Annotated in this window: 17 protein-coding genes; 8 read left to right on the top strand and 9 right to left on the bottom strand. The window is 43.4% G+C overall.

Annotation, left to right across the window (positions count from 1 at the left end; translation table 11 throughout):
* The first annotated feature begins 472 nt into the window (after positions 1-472).
* Complete coding sequence (locus R7P36_RS16995) at positions 473-1681, top strand: NupC/NupG family nucleoside CNT transporter (RefSeq protein WP_017635515.1); 1209 nt, start codon at positions 473-475, stop codon at positions 1679-1681.
* Between the two features lie 54 nt (positions 1682-1735).
* Here R7P36_RS16995 and R7P36_RS16990 read toward each other — a convergent pair whose 3' ends face one another.
* On the bottom strand, positions 1736-2824 hold the full coding sequence (locus R7P36_RS16990) for a DUF3541 domain-containing protein (RefSeq protein WP_005384167.1): 1089 nt from the start codon (positions 2822-2824) through the stop codon (positions 1736-1738).
* Positions 2825-2893: 69 nt separating this feature from the next.
* Positions 2894-3499, bottom strand: coding sequence for an alpha-ketoglutarate-dependent dioxygenase AlkB family protein (locus R7P36_RS16985; RefSeq protein WP_182015931.1), 606 nt, complete (start codon positions 3497-3499; stop codon positions 2894-2896).
* Positions 3500-3631: 132 nt separating this feature from the next.
* Between R7P36_RS16985 and R7P36_RS16980 the strand changes: the two genes are divergently transcribed.
* Positions 3632-4987: a diguanylate cyclase gene (locus R7P36_RS16980; protein ID WP_021035911.1), complete on the top strand. Its 1356-nt coding sequence runs from the start codon at positions 3632-3634 to the stop codon at positions 4985-4987.
* Between the two features lie 387 nt (positions 4988-5374).
* Here the strand turns inward: R7P36_RS16980 and R7P36_RS16975 are convergent, their stop codons facing one another.
* Positions 5375-6931 (bottom strand): DUF3612 domain-containing protein, encoded by a 1557-nt coding sequence (locus R7P36_RS16975; protein WP_081048934.1) that lies wholly within the window; start codon positions 6929-6931, stop codon positions 5375-5377.
* A 173-nt stretch (positions 6932-7104) separates the two neighbouring features.
* Here R7P36_RS16975 and R7P36_RS16970 point away from each other — a divergent pair, with 173 nt between their 5' ends.
* Complete coding sequence (locus R7P36_RS16970; RefSeq protein WP_005374156.1) at positions 7105-7683, top strand: malate synthase; 579 nt, start codon at positions 7105-7107, stop codon at positions 7681-7683.
* 90 nt (positions 7684-7773) lie between these two features.
* Here the strand turns inward: R7P36_RS16970 and R7P36_RS16965 are convergent, their stop codons facing one another.
* Positions 7774-8787, bottom strand: a complete 1014-nt coding sequence (locus R7P36_RS16965) for a GGDEF domain-containing protein (protein WP_005374150.1) — start codon at positions 8785-8787, stop codon at positions 7774-7776.
* A gap of 349 nt (positions 8788-9136) precedes the next feature.
* Here R7P36_RS16965 and R7P36_RS16960 point away from each other — a divergent pair, with 349 nt between their 5' ends.
* Genes R7P36_RS16960 through R7P36_RS16950 form a run of 3 tightly spaced genes read left to right on the top strand, consistent with a single transcriptional unit; the run spans position 9137 to position 12740 of the window.
* Entirely contained in the window at positions 9137-10489 is a 1353-nt protein-coding gene (locus tag R7P36_RS16960) for a DASH family cryptochrome (protein WP_206958693.1), read from the top strand.
* Positions 10489-12033 (top strand): cryptochrome/photolyase family protein, encoded by a 1545-nt coding sequence (locus R7P36_RS16955; RefSeq protein WP_206958694.1) that lies wholly within the window; start codon positions 10489-10491, stop codon positions 12031-12033. The genes R7P36_RS16960 and R7P36_RS16955 overlap by 1 nt, the downstream gene beginning before the upstream one ends.
* Positions 12033-12740 (top strand): SDR family oxidoreductase, encoded by a 708-nt coding sequence (locus R7P36_RS16950; RefSeq protein WP_064354492.1) that lies wholly within the window; start codon positions 12033-12035, stop codon positions 12738-12740. Before R7P36_RS16955 ends, R7P36_RS16950 begins: the two co-directional genes overlap by 1 nt.
* A 61-nt stretch (positions 12741-12801) precedes the next feature.
* Here the strand turns inward: R7P36_RS16950 and R7P36_RS16945 are convergent, their stop codons facing one another.
* The gene (locus R7P36_RS16945) at positions 12802-12948 is read right to left on the bottom strand and encodes a DUF2256 domain-containing protein (RefSeq protein ID WP_005374142.1); all 147 of its coding nucleotides are present in this window, start codon (positions 12946-12948) and stop codon (positions 12802-12804) included.
* Between the two features lie 33 nt (positions 12949-12981).
* Positions 12982-14124, bottom strand: a complete 1143-nt coding sequence (gene msrB, locus R7P36_RS16940; protein ID WP_206958695.1) for a peptide-methionine (R)-S-oxide reductase MsrB — start codon at positions 14122-14124, stop codon at positions 12982-12984.
* A 202-nt stretch (positions 14125-14326) separates the two neighbouring features.
* Between msrB and R7P36_RS16935 the strand changes: the two genes are divergently transcribed.
* Positions 14327-14725: an OsmC family protein gene (locus tag R7P36_RS16935; protein WP_005374132.1), complete on the top strand. Its 399-nt coding sequence runs from the start codon at positions 14327-14329 to the stop codon at positions 14723-14725.
* A gap of 129 nt (positions 14726-14854) precedes the next feature.
* Positions 14855-15409 carry a sugar O-acetyltransferase gene (locus R7P36_RS16930; protein ID WP_031780875.1) on the top strand — a complete coding sequence of 185 codons (555 nt, stop codon included), beginning with the start codon at positions 14855-14857 and terminating at the stop codon, positions 15407-15409.
* An 87-nt stretch (positions 15410-15496) separates the two neighbouring features.
* Here the strand turns inward: R7P36_RS16930 and R7P36_RS16925 are convergent, their stop codons facing one another.
* From R7P36_RS16925 to R7P36_RS16915, 3 genes are all read right to left on the bottom strand, one after another.
* On the bottom strand, positions 15497-15877 hold the full coding sequence (locus R7P36_RS16925) for a hypothetical protein (protein ID WP_005374128.1): 381 nt from the start codon (positions 15875-15877) through the stop codon (positions 15497-15499).
* Positions 15865-16182 carry a hypothetical protein gene (locus R7P36_RS16920; RefSeq protein ID WP_235213034.1) on the bottom strand — a complete coding sequence of 106 codons (318 nt, stop codon included), beginning with the start codon at positions 16180-16182 and terminating at the stop codon, positions 15865-15867. Before R7P36_RS16920 ends, R7P36_RS16925 begins: the two co-directional genes overlap by 13 nt.
* A gap of 1064 nt (positions 16183-17246) precedes the next feature.
* Complete coding sequence (locus R7P36_RS16915) at positions 17247-17429, bottom strand: hypothetical protein (protein WP_021035913.1); 183 nt, start codon at positions 17427-17429, stop codon at positions 17247-17249.
* Positions 17430-17495 lie beyond the last annotated feature (66 nt).

The raw sequence follows: 17495 nt of genomic DNA, 5'->3' as shown, positions 1-17495 counted from the left end.
AATTTTGGCTCTTTCGAGTTTGATTGCATATTTATTGGTCACTTTTATGTTTTTTACCATCAACGCCTATCCTTATGCCCTTACTTTTATTAATGGTATGACGACAAAAGAGTACTTTTGCCTGAATTTTGAACGCTTGAACGTTTGCGTAAATAAATGTGATGAATATCTCTTTTTGTTGGCTATACTTGCGTCCCGTTTAAGCGGGAATTAGGGTTTAGTTGTTCAGGACCCTTACCCATACAAGCCGTCACATGGAGCAGGCCAAGCAACATGCTCGCCAGCAGTGAATGACCCCACGGACCGGACCAGCTACGTTCAATTGCTTGTATAAGGTAAAAATAAGATGTCGAACTATTCGTTCTGTCTACATTCTGGATCTAAAAGTGAGTTATCACTCGCTGCGTTGTCCCTTTCTTCTGCCAATTCCTTTGGCTCTTTTTTCTTTTTCAACGTTTAGTAGGTCCAGCTCATGAGTGTTCTATTTAGTCTATTTGGTATTGTTGCACTGCTAGGTTGTGCTTTCCTACTTTCTGAGGGTCGTTCTTCCATTAATTGGAAAACTGTATCTCGCGCCTTGATGCTACAAATGGGGTTTGCTGCTTTGGTGCTCTATTTCCCGTTGGGTCAAGCGGCGCTGGCGAGTTTAAGTAATGGTGTCGCGGGGCTACTCAGCTTTGCTGATGAAGGGATTAAATTCCTCTTTGGTGACCTCGCTTCTTCTGGCTTTATCTTCGCTATCCGTGTCCTTCCTATCATCATCTTCTTCAGTGCTCTTATCTCCGCCCTTTACTATTTGGGCATTATGCAAAAAGTGATTCAATTTATTGGCGGCGCTATCCAGAAGTTCTTGGGTACGAGTAAAGCAGAGTCTTTGGTTGCAACAGGGAACATTTTCTTATCTCAAGGCGAGTCACCACTTCTTATTCGTCCATTTCTTTCTAACATGACTCGCTCTGAACTGTTTGCCGTGATGGCTGGTGGTATGGCTTCAGTGGCGGGCAGTGTGCTTGGTGGTTATGCTGGTTTGGGTGTCGACCTCAAATACTTGATCGCGGCAAGCTTTATGGCAGCACCAGGTAGTTTGATGATGGCAAAAATCATCGTTCCTGAGCGTCAAACGCCAAGCGATTACAACAATATTGAGCTAGATAAATCAGAAGAAAGTAACGTTATTGATGCGCTAGCAAGCGGTGCCATGGGCGGTATGAAAGTTGCCGTTGCTGTTGGTACCATGCTTATCGCTTTCGTGAGTGTTATCGCGATGGTGAACACGGGGCTAGAAAACTTGGGCGAGATACTTGGTTTCTCTGGCGTAACGCTACAAGCGATTTTTGGTTATTTGTTTGCACCTCTCGCATGGTTGATTGGTGTGCCAAGCCACGAAATCCTAGCTGCGGGTTCATACATTGGTCAGAAAGTGGTGATGAATGAGTTTGTTGCGTTTATCGATTTTGTGCAGCACAAAGCGACACTGTCTGAGCATACTCAAATTATTATCACTTTTGCGTTGTGTGGTTTTGCGAACATTGGCTCAATTGCGATTCAGTTGGGCTCTATCGGCGTGATGGCACCTGAGCGCCGTAAAGATGTTGCAAGTCTAGGCCTAAAAGCGGTTGCTGCTGGTACACTCGCTAACCTGATGAGTGCGTGCTTAGCGGGCATTTTTATCTCTCTCTAATTTAGATTGAAGATACACACTAAAAACCCGCTTAAATGGCGGGTTTTGTTATTTCTAAGGCTTGGGCATTAAGCCGTAAGGTATCGATTTAAAAGCCTCTGGGTGCTCTTGATAAGTTGGCGCTTTATGTACCCCTTTCCAATCGAGCAGCATGATGGCTAGTACGTTACGGTGTTCGCCGTACTTGAGATCAAAGTTACCGTCGACCGACGGAATCATCCCTTTTTCTGCGTTGATTGCGTGACGAATGGCTTGGCGGGTTTTCTTTACGACCGGATCATGGTCCAAGCCTGCTAACAAAAACGAAATGCCGACTTCCGCAATCACGTCTTCTTTGGCGCGCAGTAGGATAGTGTCGATATTGTTGCGAAAGTAATCATAAATCCATTGGTGTTTCTTCTCGCTTACTCGCTCCTGATAATACTGTGAATCGGCAAAGATGATGTGCGTCATCCCGTAGAGTTTGTTCCAATACTGCTGAGCTGAAAGCATCTTATCTTTATCGTCGGGGTAGGTGTCACGGAAGGTTTGAGTGAATTCCTCGACCACATCTTGCTCTCCTAACTGACGAAGCCAGTAGACTTGGTTTGCAAGCTGAGCTGCCCATGCTTCTATCATCTCTTTGTCCGTAACGTAACGCGAGAAATCGTAGCGCCTAATAATTTTTCTCAGCGTTTTGTCTTGTTTATGCTTTAGGCCGTATTCGTTTGCTCTTGCCATTGCGCCAAGCAAATCCACACCAAGATAAAGGTACTCAGGATGGTGTTTAGTCACGGTATAGCGTCGCTGCCCTCGTTCGGTTTCTTTCTCTTGATACGTGGTCAGCCTTTGAGATGAATAGAGAATGATGTCTTCTGGTTCAACAACTTCATTAGCAAATTGGTTTAACCGGCTGGCTACTTGTGCCATGTCGGTCCAAATGGCAGCGTGATATTTCTCATCTAATGTTTGGCGGTACATGCGTAAGCCAAAATGGCCCTCTTTAAACGCCGGGAAAGTGAACAGTTCCTGTTCGTAGGTACTACGAATCAACTGCGCTGATTGAGTATTATCGAGAAGCGGTACCTCTTCCTGTGATGCCTGAGCTGCAAAGGTAAGTGAGCAAGAGAGTAAGACCGCTAAGCTAAGAGGTTTAATACGCATAAATCCATTCCCTATGAAGTCCTGAACCTAAACCTACCATCAATATTAATTGAGAATGTAAAAGCTGAGTCAATAGTTAAAAATTTGCCTAAAAGTCAGGTTGATACGTTCATCTTTGGTTTTCGCGGTTTTTGGTACGCAGTGCTTCCAGTGATGCTGTAGCTCGCCAGCCATAATCAGTAAGGAGCCGTGAGAAAGCTCGTATTCAATCTCAGTTTTACAATGTAAATTTCTAAGCAAAAATCGACGTGTTTCACCTAAGTTCAAAGATGCGATAACAGGGTTTCTACCTAACTCTGGTTCATTATCTTGGTGCCAGCCCATTGAGTCTTGGCCGTGTCGATATAAGTTAGCGAGAACAGAATTAAAAGTGACATCAGCAACTGATTCACAACGCACTTTGAGCTGAGTTAACTCAGGAGTCCAAGGGTGAGGCTGCATGGTTAAGCCTGAGTAAGTATATGCTGCATCACCGTGCCACGCTTGTAAGCGAGGTTGAAGTACTGACTTGCCGAACATAGTAATGTGTTCTTGGTGCCATGGCAGTGTCTTTCGAAGTTGGTCAAAGTAATTATCCGCCTCAAGATGGTTAAGAAAATGAGGATCATAATAAAGTTCTCCTCTTTCTACTTCTTGCCATAGATCGCCGCCAAATAAATCGCCTTGTTGATGCATCATCTCACACCTAAAACATAAAAGTTGTCAATCACTGTTACCTTTCTGATTATGATTGGTTATTCTTGTGATAATAAGAATTTTAACAATAAATAAAAAATCTCGTAGTTGTATACGAGTTGTGGGGAGAAAATGCGTTATTTACCCAGAAAGCGATGCTATTTTGCATTGTTCTTCCTCACCTTTTTCGCTTTGTGTATTGGGGTTATTGAGCTGTTAAATCGAAACCAGCAAGAGCTTCACAAAGAGCGAGTTCAAGTTGAGGCCAAAGAACAACTTTCCATTCTCCGTTCCAATTTGGAAGCGGTACTTATGGCGGATATCTACAAAGCCAGTACTTTAGCGACACTCATTACTTTACTTCCTAAAAACCAAGAAGAAGAATTGAGTATCGCCGCTCACCGAATCCTAAATAAAAGTAAACATATTACAATAATCGGTATCGCGAAAAATGATGTAATTAGTCACGTATTTCCACGCCAAGGTAATGAGCGCCTAATCGGCCTTGATTACCGCGCAGTGCCACAGCAGTGGGTACAGGTGCAAAAAGCCAAGGATGTACAAGAAATTTTCATCGCAGGGCCCGTTACATTGATCCAAGGTGGCCGAGGTTTGATCGTGCGTGTGCCTGTTTTTCTTGATCCTCCAATGAATCAGGACTACTGGGGAGTGATCAGTGCGGTGATTGATTTCGATGCTCTGATGAGAGAAACCGGCGTAATTGATTTCTCGTATCGTTACCCTTTAATGATCCGTGGTTACGATAGCGGTGGCTCATTTGGTGATGCTTTCTTTGGCGCGCAAAGTGTAAATAGCATGGTATATGCAAAAGAGATGGTTCATTTTCCTTATGGTGGGTGGAGTATGGTGGTTTTCTCTGGAGGCAAAGCTGATCGCCAAATCTCTTGGCATCAGTTGCATTTAGCTAGAGTAATCGGCTATCCCATTATATTCGCACTTAGCCTCGCGCTGTTCGCCATTTATCGACTGTATACCATTGCAGATGACAGAGCTTTACACGATGAACTCACGAATTTACCAAACCGTCGCTATTTTATGAAGTTTTACAAGCAGCAGTTCGAAATAGCGAAACGTTATAAAAAGCGTTATAGCTTCGCCTTAATTAATATTGACCTAGATAGGTTTAAACACATTAACGATACCTATGGTCACGACGCAGGTGACAAAGTTTTAATCGCTACGGCTGAAAGGGTAAAAAGCTCTCTGCGTAAATCAGACATCGTGGCCAGAATGGGCGGTGATGAGTTTTTAGTTGTAGTCCATCACCCTGGAACGGAAGAAAATGTTCAGTCCCTTCTACAAAAACTTCGATTAGCGCTATGCTCGACGCCCGTCATTTACGATGAAACGCTTATCTATTTGAAAGCCAGTATTGGGTACGCGATATTTGACCCGAAAATGTCATCTCCTGAGCAAATGATGAAAATAGCCGATGAGAGAATGTATCAACAAAAGCATGGCGGATGAGCCTGAACCCAGTTTCAATAAGGGGTTAGAAGAATGGTAAAGTTGGGAGCCCGAAATCTCATCATCATTGAGGTGCAAGAATATGTGACTTCATATGTTCACAGACACTTTGCTGAGAGAGTCGTTATTAGCAGTGCATTAAGTGGCATATTTGCATAATATTGCATTTTGCAAATGCAGTTTGCGAAATTAATGGTTAATAAAGCAACGATATGCATCTGGATCTACTAAAAAACGGCTTTTTAAAAGTTGGCACGCATCGTGCTTTACTTAGAGTGACCCTTATTAAGCCGAGGGTCACCTAGCCAACTGACGTTGTTAGTGAATACAAATTGTTCACAAGTATATACCGCCAATCACGTATATTGTGATTGGCGTTTTTTCTTTCTAAAGACCGATGATATTCACGTCGCTGCCCGTCTCATCAGCTTCTCCGCACTTGCTGTAACAACTAGGTTGTCTTGGACAAACCGCCCCTCTGGAGCAGATCAACCTTGCTTGGGTTTGAATCCCGCGCTCTATCCAGTTGATGTTTAATATCTTAGCGATAGTCGTTAAGTCTTTTTTGATGTGGGGAGGAATAACACTACTTCCGCCGGAAGCGACACAAAGGGACTTAAGTTCTTCCGCTATGGAAACGGCATCGCCACCTTGTGCAGAAATAGCAGGGTTAAGATCAATACCGGCACATAGCACGCGATTATTTCCCGCAGGGTCAAATACGTTGACCGATTCGCAGCAGTAGATACGTGGCTCGTCGCCAACATTTAAAATCGAAATTTGCGCTGAACTGGTATCCAAAGGCTGGGAAAGGCGTCGGAATACCGCCCAGTGCTGGCAAGGGTCGTTTACTTTGCGCATGTTGCCCCAAGGCAATGGAATACCATTTCCTCGATACACTGCTTTTAACTTGCCGGGGCCATAGGCATCAAAATAGTGCCAATGAGGGTAAGGCGAGACCACCGTCATGCGACGCATTGCAACGGAAGGAGAAACCCCCGCCTTTTTGTGAACATCAATTTCGTAACCGGAGCGGTCAAGCAACTGACGAAATGGTACTTTGGGGCAAAGCAAGGCACCAGCAAAAAAGCTGGACTCAAAATCACGCCAAGCTTGCAGGATATCTTGCGAATTGAGTTCAGAGTTCGACACAGGGCTGTCCATTTGCTCCCAATTGTTTTGATGCCCGATAGATAAAACGTTATTCATTGCATCGCTGCTATGGAGCACTCTATGACCAATATATACCGCCAAGTCATACTTCAATCGGGTTGGATAGTCACGCATTCGTTTATTGAGATAAATAGTCCCAGGTGGCTCCATAAAAGAAGTAATCAACTGTTTGGCGCTGACGCCCAGTTCATCAATCACATCTTGTGGCGCTCGATCAACCCAGCGGATATCCAATCCCATACTCTTTGCAATGTCTACGAGATCCTCTACAGATAGATTCAACCGCTTCAAGCCGACCTCTTCGGCGGCGCGCTCTAAATCAGGAAAATGGTTTTGATGGTTTTCTTGGTGTGCTCGAATCAAGAGATGAGCAAACTGACGCCCCGTGATACCTGTTTGGGAGAGCATTTCTGGTATCGCGATTTGAAGAATATCATTGGAGAACAGGAAGCTCGGCTCCAACGCCATGCCATTAATCCCGCCACGATTTCCTTTGTTGGGTGTGATGGCTTCTAATTCGGGTTCATCATCTAAAAACCACGCCGGATCTTTTTGAAAAACTTCCGCGATCACTTCGAGCATATCGATACTCGGTACGCGTTTTCCGCGCTCAATCATCGAAAGGTAAGAAACCGACGGAGCGTATTCAGGATTAATTCTTACACAACGGGCAGATAAATCTTCCATCGTTAAATGGTTGTTTTTTCTTAGGTTACGAATTTTCGTACCAAGAAAATGAGACTGACGAATAAGGCTTTTTGACACAGACATTTTGTAAAATTCACATTGTAAAATTTTTGTTGTGAAATTGTAGTCAATATTTCGCTAGTCTACATAATGAGCAGGCAAGGAAATTAACCATCCACTTCACAGAATTGCCTGAAACTTAAATAAAGGATTTAAGTTTTACTCTAGGACGAGTTTTTAAGTGCGAGGATATGACGATGAATATGCTGAACTTCGATAAAAAAGAGATGCAACAACAACAACGCCCATTTATCGCTGAAGCCGTATTTGCCGTCGAAGCGGTAAGTGCTGAGCAGCAGAGTGAGAAACAAGTAAAAGCGAAGCAACTACTAGACCGCATGTTTCCATTGGAGAACGGGTCGCACCAAGATGTATCAAGTTACGTGATTGATTACCGCCATGTTTTGGCTTATTTCAAAGACGGTACACACAGCGGCCTGAAAAGCCCAAAACACTTTGTGGCGTACACTGGTGAAAAGGAAGATCCAAAGTCTATTTTGTTCAAAGATGATTCGGGCAATCATGTAGAAGTGCTGTTTGGCTGTCATAAAGGCACTGGTTGCGTGGAATTAGTGGACATTGATGATATTCAATTGGAAACTCGCACGACGTTTCATCCTGAACTAACTGGCAATGCACCAACCGCGATGCGCCATTGGATAAGTCTAATCAAAGGCGACAAAAAAGGTAAGCCGATGGCATGCAGTGAAGATAAAGAATATACCGCAAAAAATGGTGACGACTACATTCTAAGTTACTGTTACAGCGTCGATTAAGATACTCATGATTGGATATAAAAACCCCGCACTTTACGTCGCGGGGTTTTCTTTTTCATCGTAAAAGTCGTTTTCGCTTAGTCAGTTTATTTAAATTGGCATCACGCGGTTACGACCGAGTTGTTTTGCTTCATAAAGCTGTTTATCGGCTTTATTGATTAAGGCTTCAGGCGTATCACCCGGCTCAAATTCTGCTACCCCAAAAGAAGCGGTAATGCTGTGAACTTGTGTGCCTGAGCGCTTATCTCTGATACGCAGTTTTTCTATCATCCGGCGTAGTGTGTCTGCATATTGGCGAGCAATTCGCAGAGATTTGTTAGGTACAATTAACGCGAATTCTTCACCACCAAAACGGTACGCACATATCCCATCTCGACAGCTTTGTTGTAGCCGGCGGGCAATGGCTTTTAACACTGTATCGCCAAAAAGGTGCCCGTAATTGTCGTTAAATGATTTGAAATGATCGATATCAAGCATGATCAAGGTCATTGCCTGATTTGATGCGATAAGTGAAGAGAGATCTTTGTCAAATGCTCGGCGGTTGTATAGGTTTGACAAACCATCGAACAACGCATCTTGCTGTACTTCAGCCAGTTGATTTTTGAGGCGAGAAATTTCTTCACTCGCGTTAGTCAATTGGCTATTCAAAAACTTTGTTGAGTGACGAATTTCGTGTGACTCTGCGACAAGTTGACGAATCACCACCATCACTTCTTCAATGCTTAGGCTATTGTCCTCAACTTTTTCCAGTTTATTAAAGCTTTTGTCTACCATCTCAGAAAAGGAGGAAGTATCTGAAATCGTATCGCTCATTGAACTGGATACTTCATGTAGCAGAACTTCTACATTGGTTCTAAGATCTTCAAGGCTGGTTTCTGCTTTGCTGGCCACATAGTTGTTGTAAAGCTGTTTATTGGTTGCTGGCGGGCAAATACCGTAGTTTTCTAACACCGTGTCTAACTCAAAGTTGAGTTCTGGAATGGTCTTGTCAACGTAGGTATACCAAAGCGCGTAGTTGGCTGGCGTGGCAGCAACATGGTTTTTGATCATCAGTGGGACCGCTTTTTTTAAATTAGCGGTTGATTTCTTAAACTCGTCGGTCATTTCTGCGATGGTACTAGCAAAATGGGATTGGGCTTAGATTAACGGATATTAACTAATGTCGCTTTAATTTTTATCACTTTTGCATGGTTTATATAGAAAATGAGTGATTAAGATCGTGATCAATACCGTTGGATTCAAATTTTATAAAATATCAGTATGAAACATGTACAGGCATTTGGTGGTATTGCGTGTTTTGAGATATCCAGCAAATGGATTCCGTGTGAACGTTAGTAACCTAATGATCGTCAAACTCTCGTTTTCGTATAAAAGCAAGTAAATCAAAAGGCTTAACGTCAGGGTCTCTGTGAAAAGAACTCGTAGACGAAGAATTAACATCTGAGGGTGCGAATTGAAAAAGAAAATAGGACTTTATTGGTTCACGAACGACTTGCGATTGCACGACAACCCACTGTTGAAAAGCGCCAGTGTAGAAATGGACGAGTTAATTTGCTTGTATTGCTACCCTTCAATGACGCCTTACTTGCATCACTTTGCGCAGGAAGCCTCTTTCGGGCGTGCGAAATTGCAGTTTCTCGACGCATCGCTTAGTGAACTCAATCAATCTTTGAATCATCTTGGTCAGCGATTATGGGCGGTTGAACTGACGCCCGATCAAGCAATCAAGTATGCTGTTAATCGCTTCGGCGTCACACATATATATGCTGACGCCTTTCCCGGTTCGGATGAGCAACAAGCGTTAGATCGCGCAGTTGAAGGCGCGTCTCATGTAAAAATAAAACAGCAAGCAATCCGGACCCTGTTAAGGGAAGAACAACTGCCATTTGACTTGAGCAATCTGCCTACGACTTTCACGCAGTTTAGAAAGCAAGTTGAAGGTTTAGACATCTCTCGGCCCCACGAGAGTATCCGTTCGTTACCTCCAATTCCTTTAGGTGTGAATCTTCCTTCCGTTACTGCATATTACTTTGACACAAAAGCTGCGTTTCATGGTGGAGAAAGCCGCGGGCTTGAACATTGTCGCCAGTATTTTGCTTCCACACTAGCCAGTGAATACAAACAAACACGCAACGGTTTAGATGGCATGGATTACTCTACCAAGTTCTCTCCTTGGTTAGCTAATGGGTGCCTTTCTCCGAGAACTGTTTATGCCATGTTGAAACGTTATGAAGCGGAGAATGGCGCAAATGATTCAACCTACTGGATTTACTTCGAACTGCTTTGGCGTGAATACTTTTATTGGTATGCCCGTCGATACAAGCGACAGCTCTTCCGATTCGGTGGCATCCAAAATCGAGCACCACTCACCAGCTTTTACGCGCACCGTTTCCAACAATGGAAGAAAGGTGAAACGCCATTTCCTATCGTCAATGCGTGTATGCACCAACTTAATGAAACCGGTTATATGTCGAATCGTGGCAGACAGTTAGTCGCCAGTTGTTTAGTGCATGAGCTTGGCCTCGATTGGCGTTATGGCGCGGCATACTTTGAGTCACAACTGGTTGATTACGATGTGGCATCGAACTGGGGAAACTGGCAATACTTAGCAGGCGTTGGTGCTGATCCGCGTGGTTCACGACAATTCAACCTCGAAAAGCAAACCGAAATGTACGATCCGCACATGGAGTTCATCGATAAGTGGCAAGGTCGTTGTGCTGGTGCACATTTGGATAGTGTAGACATGGTCGATTGGCCTATCGTAATGGGCAGCAGTGATAAAGCTTCGTCATCGGAGAAACCGTAATGCGATTTGAAACCGTACGATTGATCTTGGGCGATCAACTTAACAGTGAGCACTCTTGGTTTCAGCAACCGGATGAGCAAGTGCTTTACCTGATTGCAGAACTCAAGCAAGAGAATACTTACGTCACGCACCATATTCAGAAAGTGTGTGCGTTCTTTTCTGCAATGGAACAGTTTGCGAAAGAGCGTCAGAGCGAGGGTCACCAAGTTCTGCACCTCACGTTGGATGACACACAAACCTTCGACGATCTTGAGCAAGTCTTGCAACACTACGTGAGCGAAGTTGGTGCAAGTAAGTTTGAATATCAACGCCCGGATGAATACCGTTTACTAGAGCAGTTAGCCAAACTAAAGCTTGATAGGGTCGTGGCGCGTTGTGTCGATTCGGAACACTTTTTGTTGCCGTTTGAAGAGATAGAATCGCAGTTTCCTCAAGGCAAACACATCATGATGGAGCACTTTTACCGCCGTATGCGCAAGCGCTTCGACATCTTGATGCAAGACGGAAAACCCGTCGGCGGAAAATGGAATTACGATGCCAATAACCGTAACAAGCTCAAAGCCAAAGACATTGAACAACTGCCACAACCTTTGATGTTCAGTACCGACGTGCGCGATATTACTGAGCGGTTGGCACGACATGACATCAAAACTATCGGAAATCTCGAAGGAGACTTGTTGTGGCCGATCAATCGCGCGCAAAGCCTCTCTTTACTCGCGCATTTCTGCCAAGTCTGTCTGCCGTTATTTGGACGTTTTCAAGATGCCATGACAGGCCAGCACGATGCTAAGTGGAGCTTGTATCACAGCCGAATTTCATTCTCGCTTAACAGCAAATTGCTGCACCCGAGAGAAGTCATTGATGCTTCACTCAAGGCATTTAATTCCAACGCAGACATCGACATTTCTCAAGTCGAAGGGTTTATTCGCCAAATCTTAGGATGGCGAGAGTACATTCGAGGCGTCTATTGGGCGAACATGCCTAATTACCCGAAAAAGAGCGAGCTGGGCGCAGAAAGAAAGCTGCCAAACTTCTTTTGGAGTGGCGAAACCAAAATGGCCTGTATGCGCAATGCGATTGAGCAGTCCCTCGATTATGCCTACGCACACCACATCCAACGTTTGATGGTCACTGGTAACTTTTGCTTGCTAACCGAGATCGACCCAGATCAAGTGGATGAGTGGTATCTCGGTATCTATGTTGATGCGATTGAATGGGTCGAAATGCCGAACACACGTGGCATGGCATTGTTTGCGGATGGCGGCATTGTTGGCACCAAACCTTACGCGGCGAGTGGTTCTTACATCAACAAAATGAGCGACTACTGTAAGGGTTGCCATTACGACAATAAGGCGAGGAGTGGGGAAGGATCGTGTCCGTTTAACAGCCTTTATTGGCGCTTTATGAACAAGCACGACAAGCGCCTCGCAGCCAATCCACGAATCGGGATGATTTTCCGCTCTTGGGACAACATGGAAGAACAGCAACGCCAAGCGATTCTTGATACCGCAGAGCACTACATAGAAAACGTGGAGAACTTGTGATGGAAATACTCATCGTCGGTGGCAATGGTGGAATTGGTTTGGCAGTGGTGAGAGAAGCCGCAGCTCGGTTCCCTCAAGCGCGCGTGCATGCCACTTATCGTAAGCAGCAACCAGATTGGCAACACCCAAATGTCGTTTGGCATCAAGTGGATGTATCGCAAGACGAGCAGGTAAAAGCGTTCAGTGAGCAGATTGAACACGTCGATTGGTTGGTGAACTGTGTTGGTATGTTGCACACCCAAGAGAAAGGTCCTGAGAAGAATCTTAGCTCGCTCGACGCAGACTTCTTTCAGCAAACCATCACGGTCAATACTTTGCCAAGTTTACTGTTGGCAAAATACTTCACTCCCAAGCTAAAATGCAGTACTGCACCTAAGTTTGCGACCATTTCAGCCAAAGTTGGCAGCATTAGCGATAATCAGTTAGGTGGTTGGTACAGCTATCGAGCATCGAAAGCCGCATTAAACATGTTCCTCAAAACCATGTCGATCGAATGGCAAAGGATGGTCAAACATGGCACGGTGCTGTCACTTCACCCAGGTACTACAGACACCGCTTTGTCGGCACCTTTTCAAACCAATGTGCCAGAGGGAAAGCTGTTCACACCAGAGCGAGTCGCAAAGGATTTATTAGGCTTGTTAGAAAAAGCAACTCCGCAAGATAGCGGGGCGTTTTGGGCTTATGATGGGACGTTATTACCTTGGTAAGAGAACGCGTACAAACGTTAATACAAAGGGAATAACATACTCCAGAGAGGGTCGGAGTGACCTACGTTTTCGTTGATTTATTTCTTCGGCAACGCTCAGAACAATAAACGATTTCCTCCCAATTTCGCGCCCACTTCTTTCTCCAAGAAAATGGGCGCTGACAGACCGGACAGACTTTCATGGGAAGGTTGGATTTAAAACCTTTCATCGCGCTGAATGTTCACTCCTAATTTGGTTAAAACTACTTATCAAATAGGTACAGGTAATCGCCGTAGCCTAAACTCGCCATCTTGTTCACAGGTACAAATTTCATCGCAGCAGAGTTCATGCAATAGCGTAATCCCGTCGGCTTCGGACCATCTTTAAACACATGACCTAGGTGTGAATCACCAAACTTACTGCGGATCTCCGTTCTAGGGTAGAGTAGTTTATAATCGGTTTTCTCCACGATGTAACCCGGGTTAATTGGTCGAGTAAAGCTTGGCCAACCTGTCCCAGATTTGTATTTATCAGTAGAAGAAAATAGCGGTTCACCGGTCACAATATCCACATAAATTCCCGCTTCTTTGTTGTCCCAGTATTCATTATCAAACGGACGCTCCGTGCCTTCTTCTTGCGTCACGTAATACTGTAGCTCTGTTAAGTTTGATTTGATTTCAGACTGAGCAGGCTTACTGTACGCTTTCACTTTCGAAAGCAGCCTTTTTTCTTCAATCAACTGTCGAAGTGTTTTAGGGCTTTCTTTTCGATCTTCACCAAATACTTCGTCGAGATATTTATCGCGACCTGATGCGTAGCGGTAGTATTTGTACTTCAGGCTACTCTTCTTGTAGTAATCCTGATGATACGACTCCGCAGGGTAAAACTTTTCAAACTCGATCAGCTCTGTTTTCAACGGTTTTGGATAGATCATCGCCTTGTCGATTTCCATCATAAACTGCTTAGCAATCTGCTTTTGCTCCGCATTATGATAGAAGATCGCCGGACGGTATTGAGGACCACGGTCAACAAATGAACCTTTATCGTCGGTAGGGTCGATATGACGGAAGAAGTAATCCAGCACTTGTTCGTAGTTCACAACAGCAGGATCGTACTTCACCTCAATCACTTCAATATGACCAGATTTACCAGAAGAGACTTGGCGGTAAGTCGGGTTTTCAATATGACCACCTGAATAACCTGATACAACATCGATTACGCCGGGCAGTTGCTCTAAATCCGATTCTGTACACCAGAAACAACCGCCAGCTAGCGTTGCGATTCTTGTATTCTCTGAAGCCTTCAGCTTATCCATCGTATCGGCGGTACCTGTTTTACTCAATAGTAGAAACAAGACTGGAAGTGCGAAGGAGAAACCGGCCAATAACTTAGACATATTCTTCATAGCTACCTCATCGTTATTTTTGTAGAAAGTGTTACTTGAATAAAAAGTGTTACGTATAGAGAAAGGTAACCGAGCGAAAAAATTACAGTAATGTTGAAAATTCCGTTGCCCTTTTATGCGATAGAGCTAAAGTATCGACAAGAAACACACCGCTAGTAAGGGCAACGATGCCTTGAATGAGCGATGCTAAATGAGGTAAATCATGCAAGCTGAAGTTAAATGGATAGAAGATTTTAAATTTCTTGGGCAATCTCAGTCGGGCCACTCCGTAGTGATGGATGGCAATGGCGGTGCAACCGCACCAAGCCCAATGGAAATGGTACTAATGGCTGCTGGTGGCTGTAGCTCTGTCGATGTTGTTGATGGTTTGAAAACAGCAGGCCAAAAGGTTTCGTCAGTTAATGCCAAGCTAACCACAGAGCGTCGTGAAACCGCACCGCGTATCTTTACGCAAGTGAATATCCACTTTGAAGTGTCAGGTGACGAGCTTGACCCAGAAGTCGTAGCAAAAGTGGCGGCTGACTCGCTAGAAAAATACTGCTCGGTTTGCTTAATGCTAGGCGAAGGTGTTGAGATGACCCACAGTTGGGAAATTGTGTAAGTTGACAGACTCCACAAAATATAAAAACAGGAAAGAGAAAAGTCCGGGCTTTTCTCTTTTTTTATTTCGCAGTTCACGTACCTTGTGAAGAATCTGAAAGCAGTAATTGCAGGTTGTAGGAGTCTTCCAGTGACAGAACTAGAAAAAATGATGTCTGGCCAGGTCTTTGATGGCATGGACAAAGAAATTGACGCCATTAGAAGCCATGCTCTTCAAGCACTTAGAGCACTTAATAATAACACCGACGAAAGTCAGCGCGACGAATTGCAAAAGCAGCTATTTGGCAAGGTAGGCCGTTGTATTGTCCAGTCCCCTTTTCATTGTGAATTTGGTAAGACCATCGAAATAGGTGAAGAAACCTTTATCAACATGAACGTGGTCATGCTCGATGGTGCCAAAATTACCATCGGGAACCACGTGCTCATTGGACCGAGCGTGCAATTCTATACCGCTTCTCATTCTGTTGATTACCGAAGTCGTCGACGTTGGGAAACGTTTTGTAAACCTATCACGATTGAAGATGATGTGTGGATTGGCGGAAATTCCGTCATCAACCAAGGTGTAACAGTTGGCGCTCGCTCGGTGATTGCGGCGAACTCGGTCGTTAACCATGATGTGCCGCCAGATTGTCTATACGGAGGCACGCCAGCTAAGTTGATTCGTCGTCTCAACGAAGAAGAGTAGAGATCAGTATGCAATAACACTGGCGATTAGAGAGTTCTGACTGAGCTCTCTTCGTCGAGTACATCGTTATATTTTAATGTTAATTTCTCATTCAATTGCTAAAAGAACGGCACCAATTGATAAAGTCAGGGCAACGACAACAGAGTTAACAATGATAATACCCAGTAATAGAATCGACAAATAACGATACCATTTTGGTACTTCTCTAGAAATATTAGGTAATTTTCGCTTTTCACCTGAGCTAGGTTGAACGATTAAACGAACAAACATCAATGTTCGGAAAAATGCGTAAGGCCACCCTGTGAATAAAGAAAGCTCAAATTCATTAAAATATGGTTTTTTAAAATAGTTCCCAACAATCTCCTTCGGCATCAGAAAGTGCATGACACCGATAAAAATGGTTTGTAAGAAAATAATAATCACACCAGTCATTAAAGTGTAAAAAAGAAATGTGATTACTTGCTGCATATAGACTCTATTCCAGTACTAGCGACTAAGTTTGGCTTGCTTTCAATTGAATTATAAAAGCTTTTTGCCACTTTACCGGATGCATAACCTACAGCCGTTGAACCGGCAGCGAGTACAATGGCAGTCACCCAGCCAATAGGGTTTGATACTAAAAATAGACCGACTAACGCGCTGGTACCCATTCCTACAGCTGTGCTAGTTATTGACTCAACAAAAATTTCATTCTTCTCATGTTGGTCTTGTGTATTCGCAATCTGAATGCAGGAAGCCGTCAGACCAACACCGACTAAAACATGTCCGCCCACTTTAGATGCTTGAGCTATTTTATTCAGTTTTTCGGCTTGTTTAACTATATGAGCATTCGCAGGTAACCCTCAACTTCGAGCGATGCGGATAGACTCGTAAGCTTTTTATTATCAAGTGATAAATTTAGCCTTTCATATGGAGTACCATACATGTTTAATATAATTGATGATAAGTTATCATGAGTTTTTATTTTATACTCAAATAATCCCGACACAGAGCACCTCTAGCTAATAATTTGTTTGTGCAGATACTAACAAAAAACTATATTTAAAAAGGTTTATTTTTTGCCTTCTAGACTTTCATTTTAAAAAGTTACAAATTAGCTGATGTATTTATTATTTGTATGAAATTGTTAATGTGATTTTTTACATTTAAAGTGTGATATTAAACTTGGTTGGATAAGTGAAGGTCATACATGATTTGCTAGTGATAAAAAACCTGCGATAAAAAATACAAGTGCTAACATTGTAGAGTTTATGATAATTACCCATATTATTATGAAGGATAATAGACGGTACCACCTAGGCACCTCTTGGGATACATCGGGTAACTTTCGTTTTTTACCTGAGTTAGGTTGAACGATTAAACGAACAAACATCAATGTTCGGAAAAATGCGTAAGGCCAACCTGTAAATAGAGCTAGTTCGAAAGTGTTAAAATAAGGTTCTTTAAAGTAGCTATTGACAATGTCTTTTGGCATTAAAAGGTGCATGATACCTATAAAGAATGTTTGAAAAAAAATAACTAATACACCAGAGAACATTAAGTATCCAATAATGTTCCAGATCAATTGCATATTGCACCTATCCTTATAATAAACCGATGCTTTTTCAAAGGTTTTATCCTAATTTTTATCATGAAGAAATAAAGAGACTAACAGATAACCTATATCTTAGCTATGAATGTAAGGCCGTTTTGAAGGAGTGTCGAGAACGAAAATAAGAACTATTTTATTGATTTTTATGTAAATATAGTTGGTCGTGTATAAAATTGATAACGTGAAATGGCGAGATGTAAGCCTTGCACAACTAACAAAGGTTGGTTAAACAAGGCTAATAATCGGTTATGGATGAATAACGATTTGTTGCTCCTCTGTCATCACAAGTGTCGCTTTGCTTTGTTCGATAAGTTGGGCAGCATAAGAAGGGGTAACTGCCTGCATATCACCTTTAGATCGAAGAGTTAAAGACTCCCACGCTTGATCTCGATATTTCCCTGCTTGGGTGTATTGAATCAGTACTTTCATAGCTTCACGCTCCGGTGTGGTTGACGTGCTACTTAAGTTAACGATCTTAGGTTGGTTGCGCATCTG

It is taken from the genome of Vibrio sp. 397 (assembly GCF_033339395.1).
GTDB lineage: Bacteria > Pseudomonadota > Gammaproteobacteria > Enterobacterales > Vibrionaceae > Vibrio > Vibrio alginolyticus.
Note: the sequence above shows the minus strand (reverse complement) of the source record. Positions and strands in the feature narration are given on the sequence as shown.